Origin of the sequence: Cellulomonas sp. IC4_254 (genome assembly GCF_011603975.1) — a bacterium.
Lineage (GTDB): Bacteria > Actinomycetota > Actinomycetes > Actinomycetales > Cellulomonadaceae > Cellulomonas.
Genome location: NZ_JAANNB010000131.1, coordinates 1 through 11,120 on the forward strand (window position 1 = coordinate 1; position 11,120 = coordinate 11,120).

At 74.9% G+C, this 11,120-nt stretch carries 9 protein-coding genes and 1 pseudogene; 2 read left to right on the forward strand and 8 right to left on the reverse strand.

The features are described 5' to 3' along the window. Positions 1–336, forward strand: a pseudogene (locus G6556_RS12935) (hypothetical protein); the annotation flags it as partial. Between the two features lie 36 nt (positions 337–372). On the opposite strand, the gene G6556_RS12940 reads toward G6556_RS12935, so the two are convergent. Together G6556_RS12940 and G6556_RS12945 are read right to left on the reverse strand one after the other, a co-directional pair. Next, positions 373–1,485: an NADH:flavin oxidoreductase/NADH oxidase gene (locus G6556_RS12940; protein WP_166941974.1), complete on the reverse strand. Its 1,113-nt coding sequence runs from the start codon at positions 1,483–1,485 to the stop codon at positions 373–375. A 93-nt stretch (positions 1,486–1,578) separates the two neighbouring features. Then, the gene (locus G6556_RS12945; protein WP_166941976.1) at positions 1,579–2,544 is read right to left on the reverse strand and encodes an NERD domain-containing protein; all 966 of its coding nucleotides are present in this window, start codon (positions 2,542–2,544) and stop codon (positions 1,579–1,581) included. Between the two features lie 28 nt (positions 2,545–2,572). Between G6556_RS12945 and G6556_RS19955 the strand changes: the two genes are divergently transcribed. Then, on the forward strand, positions 2,573–2,704 hold the full coding sequence (locus G6556_RS19955; protein ID WP_277344757.1) for a hypothetical protein: 132 nt from the start codon (positions 2,573–2,575) through the stop codon (positions 2,702–2,704). A gap of 106 nt (positions 2,705–2,810) precedes the next feature. Here the strand turns inward: G6556_RS19955 and G6556_RS12950 are convergent, their stop codons facing one another. The 6 genes from G6556_RS12950 to hemB all read right to left on the reverse strand — a co-directional run bounded on the left by G6556_RS12950 (position 2,811) and on the right by hemB (position 11,085). Next, the gene (locus tag G6556_RS12950) at positions 2,811–4,532 is read right to left on the reverse strand and encodes an ABC transporter ATP-binding protein (protein ID WP_240934470.1); all 1,722 of its coding nucleotides are present in this window, start codon (positions 4,530–4,532) and stop codon (positions 2,811–2,813) included. Further along, a complete protein-coding gene (locus G6556_RS12955) occupies positions 4,529–5,572 on the reverse strand; it encodes an ABC transporter permease (protein WP_166941978.1) in 1,044 nt (347 codons plus the stop codon). Before G6556_RS12955 ends, G6556_RS12950 begins: the two co-directional genes overlap by 4 nt. Position 5,573: 1 nt before the next feature. Beyond that, positions 5,574–6,707 carry an ABC transporter permease gene (locus tag G6556_RS12960; protein WP_166941980.1) on the reverse strand — a complete coding sequence of 378 codons (1,134 nt, stop codon included), beginning with the start codon at positions 6,705–6,707 and terminating at the stop codon, positions 5,574–5,576. A gap of 74 nt (positions 6,708–6,781) precedes the next feature. Then, a complete protein-coding gene (locus G6556_RS12965) occupies positions 6,782–8,446 on the reverse strand; it encodes an ABC transporter substrate-binding protein (protein ID WP_166941982.1) in 1,665 nt (554 codons plus the stop codon). A gap of 267 nt (positions 8,447–8,713) precedes the next feature. Continuing rightward, complete coding sequence (gene hemL, locus G6556_RS12970) at positions 8,714–10,039, reverse strand: glutamate-1-semialdehyde 2,1-aminomutase (protein WP_166941984.1); 1,326 nt, start codon at positions 10,037–10,039, stop codon at positions 8,714–8,716. Continuing rightward, on the reverse strand, positions 10,036–11,085 hold the full coding sequence (gene hemB, locus G6556_RS12975; protein WP_166941986.1) for a porphobilinogen synthase: 1,050 nt from the start codon (positions 11,083–11,085) through the stop codon (positions 10,036–10,038). Before hemB ends, hemL begins: the two co-directional genes overlap by 4 nt. Positions 11,086–11,120 lie beyond the last annotated feature (35 nt).

Sequence of the window (11,120 nt, forward strand, 5' to 3'; positions counted from 1 at the left end):
GGCTGGGGGTACCAGGCGGCCCCGGCCTACGCCGCCGCGGCCGCCTGGTACCCCCAGCCGGAGCGCGCCCGCGTCGGTGCCGGACCGCGCGACCCCGTGCACTGGCTGCTGCCGACCGGCCGGTCCTGGCAGTCGATCGTCGCGGGCTACGTCGGCCTGCTCGCGCTGCTCATCTGGCCGCTCGGGCCGTTCGCGGTGTGGTTCGGGCTGTGGGGGATCCGCAAGGGCGGCACCGGCGGCCACGGCCGCGGCCGCGCGGTGTTCGCCGTCGTCGTGGGCACCGCCGCCACGGCGCTGCTCGCGTACCTGCTCGCCTCGGGCGTCCTGACCGCCTGAGCGCGGTCCCGCCGGCGGCCGCGCCCCGCCCGCGCGTCAGCCCCAGGAGCCCCGCGCGTACTGCACCGGCCAGCCCGTCGGCTGCCCGGGGAGCACGGTCGCGGCGGCGTCGCCGGCGTGCTCGAGCGTGGGCGTCTTGTCGTCCAGCGCGTGCGCCGCGCGCAGCGGCCAGTGCGGGTCGAACAGCGCCGGGCGCCCGAGCATCACGACGTCCGCGGCGCCCTCGGCGAGCACCTGCTCCGCCTGCTCGGGCGTCGTGATGAGGCCGACGGCGGCGGTGGCGACCCCCGCGGTCTCGCGGATCGTCCGGGCGGCCGGGACCTGGTAGCCGGGTCCGACGGGGATGCTCGCGTGCACGTTGCCGCCGGTCGACACGTCGACCAGGTCGACGCCGTGCTCGCGGAGCCAGCCGGCGACCCGCGCGACGTCGTCGACGGTGAGGCCGCCGTCGGTCCAGTCGGTCGCGGAGACGCGCACCAGGAGCGGGCGGTCCTCGGGCAGCACGGCGCGGACGGCGTCCACGGTGTCGAGCAGCAGGCGCGCACGGCCGGCGAGGTCGCCGCCCCAGGCGTCGTCGCGGTGGTTCGACAGCGGGGAGAGGAACTGGTGCAGCAGGTAGCCGTGCGCGGCGTGCACCTCCACCAGGTCGAAGCCGGCGTCCAGCGCGCGGCGGGTGGCGGCGGCGAACTGCTCCGGCACCGCGGCGACCTCCTCGGCGGTCATCTCCCGGGGCGCCTCGTAGCCCGGGAACGCGACGGCGGACGGGGCGACCGTGTCCCAGCCGCCGGCCGCGGCGGGGACGGTGCCGGCGCCCTCGCCGAACCCGCGGTACGTCGAGGCCTTGCGGCCCGCGTGCGCGAGCTGCACGCCGACGACGGCCCCGCGGCTGCGGACGAAGTCGGTGATGCGGCGCCACGCGACGACGTGCTCGTCGCCCCAGATCCCGACGTCCTGCGGGGAGATCCGGCCCTCGGGGACCACCGCGGTCGCCTCGGTCAGCACCAGGCCGAACCCGCCGACCGCGCGGGCGCCGAGGTGCGCGAGGTGCCAGTCGGTGGGCACGCCGTCACCGGCCGCGGAGTACTGGCACATGGGCGCCAGCCAGGCCCGGTTGCGGAAGGTGGTGCCGCGCAGCGTCAGGGGGCTCATCAGGAGGCTCACGTGAGGATCGAACCGCGGCCGCGGGCCACGTCATCCCGCCGCCACGCGCGGGTGACGCAGGTCACACTCGTGCGGTGCCGGTCAGCCCGCGACGTCGAGCCAGGCCAGCAGGACGTTGCCGGCGGTGAGCAGCGCGAGGACCAGCAGCCCGACCCGGAGCATCCCGTCGCCGGTGGCCCGCCGGGCGGTCGGCCCGGAGCGGGCGGCCGGGTCCTCGTGCTGGCCCGCGTGCAGGCCGGCGACCTCGCGGTTGGCGGGCTGCGCGTAGCGGGGTCCGGCGGTCGGTGGGGCGTCGTCCAGGGCGGGCGACGGCGCGACCTCGGCCCCGGGCGCGGCGGCGTCGCGCGCAGCGGTGCCCGGCCCCGTGCCGTCCGCGCGCCACACGGCCGCGGGCCGGAACACGTCGTCCACGGTCAGCTGCTCCGGGCTCGCGGCCCCGCCGAGCTCGGCCGCCAGGTACTCGGCCACCAGCGTCACGTCCTCGGGCGTGAACAGCCGGGGGAGGCCGGTCAGGTGCGCGGCGAGCTGCGGCTCGCCCACGACGGTCGCGCCGCCCCGCACCGCGGCGGCGTCCAGGTCCCGGCCTGCGAGGGACACCACCGCGAGGACGGCCCGCCGGTGCGGCGGCGCCAGGAGGGCGGTGACGGCGCCGGCGGCGTCGGCCAGCGCGGCGACGTCGGCCGTCCGGCCGTAGCCGCGGTGCCGCAGCGTGCCGTCGTGCACCGTCACCTCACCGGTCCAGCGCAGCGTCTCGACGACCACGACGCCCCCGGGTCCCACGGCGACGTGCTCGACGGTCGCGTCGGTGCTGCCGGGCCGGTGCAGGTCGTGCAGCACGGTCCAGCCCGCGGCCTCCGCCTCGGCGAGCGCGCGGCGGGAGCCGACCGACTCGGCGGCGTCGGTCAGCCAGCTGTCGAACCAGTCGTCGGAGCGGTCGGCCTCGGGGCGCGCCGAGGGCACGCCGGACGCCCGGCGCGTCGCCGTCCGCCACAGGCCTCGGCGGCGGGTGCGCCGCGCGACGGGCTCGGTGCCGATCCCCTGCTCCACAGGGGTCCTATCGACACGTCGGACCCCGGTGCTGAGCGGAACGGCGGCACCGGACCTGGCGGTCGAGCAGGTCGCCGTGGCGGACTCCTGCCCGGTCGAGGCCGCCTGGTACGTCGAGGCGGACGACAGCGGCTTCCTGTGCCTGCGCGAGGACGCCTGACCCCGGACGGGCACCACCTCCCCCCGACGCGCCGCAGGGGCGCGTCCTCCGGGTGTCCGGGAGCGCGCCCCTGCGGGTCGTGCGGGTCGTGCGGGTACCGCGGGTGTCAGGCCAGGGCCCGCCACGCCTCGCGCCGCCGGGCCTGCTCGTCCGGGTCCGGCACGGGCAGGCTGGCCAGCAGCCGCTGGGTGTACTCCTCGCGCGGGCTGCCGAGCACCTGCTCGCCGGTGCCCTCCTCGACGAGCCGGCCGCGGTGCAGCACCGCGATCCGGTCGGCGAGCAGGTCGACGACGGCCAGGTCGTGGCTGATGAACAGGCAGGCGAACCCGAGCTGCTCCTGCAGCTCGGAGAACAGCTCCAGCACCCGGGCCTGCACCGACACGTCGAGCGCCGAGGTGGGCTCGTCGGCGATGAGCAGCTCCGGGTCGAGCGCGAGCGCCCGGGCGAGCGACGCGCGCTGCCGCTGACCGCCGGACAGCTCGTGCGGGAACCGGTCGCCGTAGGACCTCGGCAGCTGCGCGGACTCCAGCAGCTCGTCGACCCGCGCCCGGGCGGCCCGGGCGTCCCGCGCCCGGCCGTGCACGACCAGCGGCTCGGCCACGCACTCGGCGATGGTGAGCAGCGGGTTGAACGACGTCGCCGGGTCCTGGAACACGAACCCGATCCGCGGCCGGACGGGCCGCAGCGCGCGCTCGCGCACGCCGTTCATCTCGAGGCCCAGCACCTGGAGCGAGCCGCCGGTGACCCGGGTGAGCCCGGCGATGGCCCGCCCGATGGTGGTCTTGCCGGAGCCCGACTCGCCGACGAGGCCGACGACCTCGCCGGGCCGGATCGCGAGCGAGACCTTGTCGACCGCCCGGAACCCGGGCTGCCGGAGCCGCCCGGGGTAGACGATCTCGAGGTCCTTCGCCTCGACCACCGGCGTCTGCTCGGCCCAGCCGGCGGGGCGCGCGGCGGCGCGGGCGCGGGCGTGCGCGCCCCCGCTGCCGATCCGCGGCACGGCGTCCAGCAGCGACCGGGTGTACTCGTGCTGGGGGGCGCCGAACAGGTCCCGGACGGGGGCCTGCTCGACGATCTTCCCCTGGTACATCACGGCCACGCGGTCGGCGAGGTCGGCGACCACGCCCATGTTGTGCGTGATGAGCACGATGGCCGCGCCGAACTCGTCCCGGCAGCGCCGGAGCAGGTCCAGGATCTCGGCCTGCACGGTCACGTCGAGGGCGGTGGTCGGCTCGTCGGCGATGATCACGCCGGGGTCGAGCACCAGCGCCTGGGCGATGACGATGCGCTGCTTCTGCCCGCCGGAGAACTGGTGCGGGTAGTGGTCGATCCGGCGCTCGGGGTCGGGGATGCCGACCCGGCGCAGGATGTCGACGGCCTTGGCCCGGGCGTCGGACCGGCTGATCTTCTGGTGGGACCGCAGCCCCTCGATGATCTGCCAGCCGATCGGGTACACCGGGTTGAGCGCGGTGGACGGCTCCTGGAACACCATCGCGGCGTCCCGGCCCCGGACCTCCCGGAGCGCGGACCGGTCGAGCGCGACGACGTCGCTGCGCACCGCGCCGTCCCGCGAGGACAGCACGACGGCGCCCCGGGTGGTCGCGGTGGACGGCAGCAGGCCCAGCAGGGTCTTGGCCGTCACCGACTTGCCGGACCCGGACTCGCCGACGACGGCCAGCACCTCGCCGGCCGCCACGGTGAGGGAGACGCCGTCGACGGCGCGGACGTTGCCCGCGTCGGTCGCGAACGACACCGACAGGTCGGTGATCTCGACGACCGGCTCGGCGGTCGCGCCGCGGTGCGGCATGGTGTCCGTGCGTGCGGTCATCGGGCCGCCTCCGTCCCGGGCTCGAGGCCCTCCAGGCCGCCGGGCACGGTCAGCGCGCCGCCGGGCACGACCGAGGTCGCGGCGACGTCGCCCTGCACGTCGGCCGACGCGCGGCGGGTGCGCAGCCGCGGGTCCGCGAGGTCGTTCAGGGACTCGCCGACCAGGGTGATGCCCAGGACGGAGAGCACGATGGCGACGCCCGGGAACACCGAGGTCCACCAGATTCCGGACGTGACGTCGGCGATGGCGCGGTTGAGGTCGTAGCCCCACTCCGCGGCCTTGGTCGGCTCGATGCCGAACCCGAGGAAGCCGAGGCCCGCCAGGGTCAGCACGGCCTCCGACGCGTTCAACGTGATGATCAGCGGCAGCGTGCGGGTCGCGTTGCGCAGCACGTGCTTGGTCATGATCCGGCCGTTGCTCGCGCCGATGACCCGGGCCGACTCGACGAAGGCCTCGGACTTGATCCGGATGGTCTCCGCGCGCACGACCCGCAGGTACTGCGGGGTGAACACGACGGTGATCGAGAGCGCCGCCGCGAGGACGCCGCCCCACATGCTGGACTGCCCGCCGCTGATCACGATGGCCAGCACGATGGCGAGCAGCAGGGACGGGAAGGCGTAGATCGCGTCGGCCGCCACGACGAGCACCCGGTCGAGCCAGCCGCCGAAGTAGCCGGACACGAGGCCGAGCAGCACGCCGATGACCAGCGAGGCCGCGATCGCGATGACCATGACGAGCAGCGCGGTGCGCGACCCGTAGATCACCCGGGACAGCACGTCGAAGCCGCCGACGGTGGTGCCGAGCCAGTGCTCGGCCGAGGGCGGCTGCTGGGCGCCGAACGGGCCGTCGGCGTCGCGGAGCTGGTTGTACCCGTAGGGCGCGAGCAGCGGCGCGATCAGGGCGGTGAGGACCAGCAGGCCGGTGAGCACCAGGCCGGCGATCAGCATGCCGCGCTGGAGGCCGACGCTCTGCCGGAGCTGGTGCACGACGGGCAGCCGGCGCCAGCCGCGCCGGGGGGTCGTGGCGGGGGTGGTCGCCATGTCAGTACCTCACCCTCGGGTCGATGAGCGCGGCGATGACGTCGACGAGGAAGTTCGTCACGGCGACGATCACGGCGAGCAGCACGACGATGCCCTGGACGGCCACGAAGTCGCGGGCCTGCAGGTACTGCGACAGCTGGAAGCCGAGGCCGCGCCACTCGAACGTCGTCTCGGTCAGCACGGCGCCCACGAGCAGCATCGCGACCTGCATGCCGACCACGGTGATGATCGGGATGAGCGCGGGCTTGTACGCGTGCTTGCGCAGCAGCCGGGACTCGCGGACGCCGCGCGAGCGGGCCGCGTCGACGTAGCCGGAGCCGAGCGTGCCGATGACGTTCGTGCGCACGAGGCGCAGGAACACGCCGGCGGTGAGCAGGCCGAGCGCGATCGCCGGGAGCACGGCGTGCTGCAGGACGTCCGAGACGACCTCGCCGTTGCCGGTCCGGATCGCGTCGATCAGGTAGATGCCCGTGGGGTCGTCGAGCTGCCGCATCGCGATCTCGGAGCGGGTCGACGCGCGCCCGGACACCGGCAGCCAGTCGAGCTGCACCGCGAACACCAGCTTGAGCAGCAGGCCGGCGAAGAACACCGGCGTGGCGTAGCAGGCGATCGCGAACACCCGCAGCAGCGCGTCGTGGGTGCGGTCGCGGAAGTACGCGGCGACGAGGCCGAGCGGGATGCCGACCACGAACGCGACGAGCAGGGCGTAGCACGCGAGCTCGAGGGTCGCGGAGCCGAAGGTGGTGAGCACCTCGGTCACGGGCCGGCTGTCGCTGAGCGTGGTGCCGAAGTCGCCCTGCAGGATGTTGCCGAGGTACTCGCCGTACTGGACGAGGATCGGCCGGTCGTAGCCGGCCTGGTGGATCCGCTCGGCGAGCTGGTCGGCGGGCAGGCGCCCGCCCTGGGCGGCCGTGATCGGGTCGCCGGTCGCGCGCATCAGCACGAACACGACGGTGACCAGGATGAACACGGTCGGGATGATGAGCAGGAACCGCACGAGCAGGTAGCGGCCGAGCCCGCCGCCGGAGCCGCGCGTGCGGGGCTCCTTGCGGCCGGGTGTCGCGTCGCCCCCGGTGGCGGTCGCGTCCGCGGCGCCCGTGGGCTGCAGCGGACCGGTGGTGGAGGTGGAGGTCATCTCTTCTTCCCGGTGACGCGCGAGGCGCGGGCCGCTCGGTCGGAGCGGCCCGCGCCGGGCGTCGTGTCGGTGGTTCAGCCGATGGCGAGTGCGCCGTAGCGGAACTTGAACGAGGCGTCGAGGGTGTCCTCGGCGCCGGTCACGTCCGCGCCCACGACGGCCACCTGGGCGCCCTGGAGGTACGGCACCGTGGACAGGTCCGCGGCGACCGCGTCCTGGATCTGCTCGATGAGCGCGGTGCGCTCACCGGCGTCGGCGGTGACGGCCTGCTGGAGGATCAGGTCGTTCACCTCCTGGTTGTCGTAGTGGTTGCCCAGGAAGTTCTCCGTCAGGAAGAACGGCGTCAGGTAGTTGTCCGCGTCCGAGTAGTCCGGGAACCAGCCGAGCTGGTAGGCCGGGTACACGTCCGAGGTGCGGTCCTTGGCGTACTGCACCCACTCGGTGGTCTGCAGGTCGACCGCGAACAGGCCGGTGGACTCGAGCTGGTCCTTGATCAGCGCGTACTCCTCGCTGGAGGACGGGCCGTAGTGGTCGTTGCTGTACTGCAGCGACAGCTGGACCGGGGTCTCGACGCCCGCGGCCTCGAGCGCGGCGGCGGCCTTGTCGGCGTCCGGGCCGCCCTCGCCGTCGCCGTACAGGCCCTTGAGCGAGTCGGTGGCGCCGGTCAGGCCCTCGGGGACGTAGGAGTACAGGGGCGTGTAGGTGCCCTTGTAGACCTGGTCCGCGATCTCCTCGCGGTCGATCAGGTCGGCCACCGCCTGACGCACGGCGAGCGCCTTGGCCGGGTCGGCCTCCGGCGTGGTCGCGCCGTACGGCTGCGTGTTGAAGTTGAACGTGATGTAGCGGATCTCGCCGCCGGGGCCGTCGACGACCTTCACGCTGTCGTCGCCGCGCAGGTCCTCGATGTCGGTCGCGGACAGCGAGCGGAACGCCACGTCGACGTCGCCCTGCTGCACGGCCAGCTTCAGGTTGGACGCCTCGGCGTAGTACGTGACGGAGACCTCGGGGGTCTTCGCCTCGCCGAGCAGGCCCTGGTAGTCCGGGTTGGCCTCGTACGACACCAGGTCGTTCTGGCTGTAGCCGGTGATCGTGTACGGGCCGGCGAACGCCTGGCCGTCGACGATCTCGTCGTCGGGGGTCAGCGCGTCGGGGGCGAAGACCTCCTCGTCGACGATCGGGCCGGCGGGGCTCGACAGGATCTGCGGGAACACCTGGTCGTCCGGGGACTTCAGGGTGAACACGACGGTGGTGTCGTCGGGCGCCGCGACGCTGTCCAGGTTGTAGAGCAGCGAGCCGGGGCCGTTGCCCTCGTCGGCGCCGGACTCGAAGATGGCGAGCTGGCGGTCGAACGTGAACTTCACGTCGGACGACGTGAGGTCGTTGCCGTTCGCGAACGTCAGGCCCGGCTTGAGGGTGACCGTGTACTCGGTCGGCGAGGTGAACTCGGCCGACTCGGCGATGTCCGGCTCGACGTCCGGGCTGCCGTACGGGGTGTTCATGAGGAACGGGTACACCTGGTTCATCACGGCGAACGAGCCGTTGTCGTAGGAGCCCGCGGGGTCGATCGTCGTGATCTTGTCGGTGGTGCCGATCAGCAGCGAGCCGCCGCCGGAGCCGCCGCCGTCGGACGTGTCGTCGCCGCCGGAGCCGCCGCCGCACGCGGCGAGGACCAGGGCGGTGGCGACGAGGCCGGCGCCCGTCGCGGCAGCGCGCCGCCGGTGGTGGGGGATCGCAGTCATGCGTGTACCTCTTCCCAGAAGTGAGGGCTCGGGGGAGCGCCCGTGGCAGGCAGGTGCCACGGTGAACCCGCGTCTCCTGCTGCGAGACGATGCGTCCGCGGCCTGAGACCCGTGACGTGGCTCATAGGAAAGCACAGGTCGGCGCCCGTTCCAGCACCCAGGTGTTACACCCCGGTTTCGGCGAGGTCACGATGCGGAAGAGCCGACCGGGCGGTAGGTGTACGGACCCTCCCGGGCCTGGTCGGCCCTCCCGTTCATCCGTGCCGGTCAGGCGGCCGGCTGCACCGCCTCGGCCGCCGCGCGGGCCGCCGCCGGCAGCGCCTCGACGACCCGGCCCAGCGCCGCGTCGTCGTGCGCCGCGGACACGAACCACGCCTCGAAGGCCGACGGCGGTGCGTACACCCCGTCGCGCAGCAGGCTGTGGAAGAACGCCGGGTACCGCCACGACTCGGTGGCGAGCATCTGCGCGTAGTCCCGCGCGCCGGCGTCCGTCCCGAGCACCGTGCTGAACAGGTTGCTCGCGTTCTGCACGGCGTGCGGCAGCCCGGCGGCGGTCAGCGCCTCGTCCACCGCGGCCCGCAGCGTCGCCGACGCCCGGTCCACGGCCGCGTACACCGCGTCGTCGGCGAGCCGCAGCGTCGCCAGGCCGGCCGCCACGGCCACCGGGTTCCCGGACAGGGTGCCCGCCTGGTAGACCGGCCCGACGGGGGCCAGCGCGTCCATCACCTCGGCGCGGCCGCCGAGCGCGGCGACCGGCATCCCGCCGCCGACGACCTTGCCGAACGTCAGCAGGTCCGGCGACCAGCCCTCGCGCGCCGCCTCGAGGCCCCACCAGCCGGCGGGCCCGACCCGGAACCCGGTCAGCACCTCGTCCTGGATGAGCAGGGCGCCGTGCTCGCGGGTGATCCGGGACAGCGCGGCGTTGAAGCCGGGCTCCGGGGGGACGACGCCCATGTTGGCGGGCGCGGCCTCGGTGATGACCGCGGCGATCCGCGGGCCGTGCTCGGCGAACGCGGCCTCGACGGCGGCGACGTCGTTGTACGGCAGCACGATGGTCTCGGCGGCGATCGCCGCGGGGACGCCCGCCGACCCGGGCAGCGCGAACGTCGCCAGGCCCGAGCCCGCGGCGGCCAGCAGGCCGTCCGAGTGCCCGTGGTACAGCCCGGCGAACTTCACGACCGTGTCCCGCCCGGTCACGCCGCGCGCCAGCCGGATCGCCGTCATGGTCGCCTCGGTGCCGGTGGACACGAGGCGCAGCCGCTCGACGGCGGGCACCCGGGTCCGGACCGCCTCGGCGAGCTCGACCTCGGCCAGCGTGGGCGCACCGAAGCTCAGGCCCCGGCCCGCGGCGTCGCGGACGGCCTCGACGACCTCCGGGTGCGCGTGCCCGAGGAGCGCCGGGCCCCAGGAGCCGACCAGGTCCACGTACTCGCGGCCCTCGACGTCCGTCACGTACGCGCCGCGCGCGCTCGCGAGGAACCGGGGGGCGCCGCCGACCGAGCCGAACGCGCGGACCGGCGAGTTCACGCCGCCGGGCACGACGCCCCGCGCCCGGTCGAACAGCCCCTCGTTCGTGCTGGTCGCGTCCGTCACCGCCACTCCTCCCGCAGCCAGTGGGCCAGCTCGACGGCCCAGTACGTCAGCACCTGGTCGGCGCCCGCGCGGCGGATGCCGAGCACGGACTCCGTGATCGCGCGGCGGCGGTCCAGCCAGCCCTGCGCGGCGGCGGCCTCCACCATCGCGTACTCGCCGGACACCTGGTACGCCGCGACCGGCACGGTGCTCACGGCGGCGACCTCGGCCAGCACGTCCAGGAACGCGCCCGCGGGCTTCACCATGACGAGGTCGGCGCCCTCCTCGATGTCGAGGGCGATCTCGCGCAGCGCCTCGCGGCGGTTCGCGGGGTCCATCTGGTACGTCCGGCGGTCGCCCTCCAGCGTCGACTCGACCGCGTCGCGGAACGGCCCGTAGAGCACGCTCGCGAACTTGGCGGCGTACGCGAGGACCGCGACGTCGTCCCGGCCGGCGGCGTCGAGGACGTCCCGGATCACGCCGACCTGGCCGTCCATCATGCCGCTCGGGGCGACCATGTGGGCCCCGGCCTCGGCCTGCACCAGCGCCATCTCCGCGTACCGCTCGAGCGTCGCGTCGTTGTCGACGCGGCCGTCCGCCGTCAGCACGCCGCAGTGGCCGTGGTCGGTGAACTCGTCCAGGCAGAGGTCCGCCTGGATCACGAGCGCGTCGCCGACCTCGGCGCGCACGTCCGCGATGGCGCGGTTGAGCACGCCGTCGGGGTCGGTCGCGCCCGAGCCGACCGCGTCGCGGGTCAGCGGGACGCCGAACAGGTTGACCGCCGAGATCCCGGCCGCGGCCGCCTCCGCCGCGGCGCGGCGCAGCGAGTCGCGGGTGTGCTGGACGACGCCGGGCATCGACGCGATCGGCGCCGGCTCCTCCAGGCCCTCCTTCACGAACATCGGCAGCACCAGGTCGGCCGGGTGCAGCCGCACCTCGCTGACCGAACGGCGCAGGGCGGCGGTGCCGCGCAGCCGGCGCGGGCGGACCCGGCCCGGGCGCGCGGCGGCGACGGCCGCGGCGGGCGACAGGGGCGGGGTCGAGGTGTCGGGTGCGGGTGCGGTCATGCGTGCTCTCCGTCCGGGTGGGCCGCCCGGGGTGC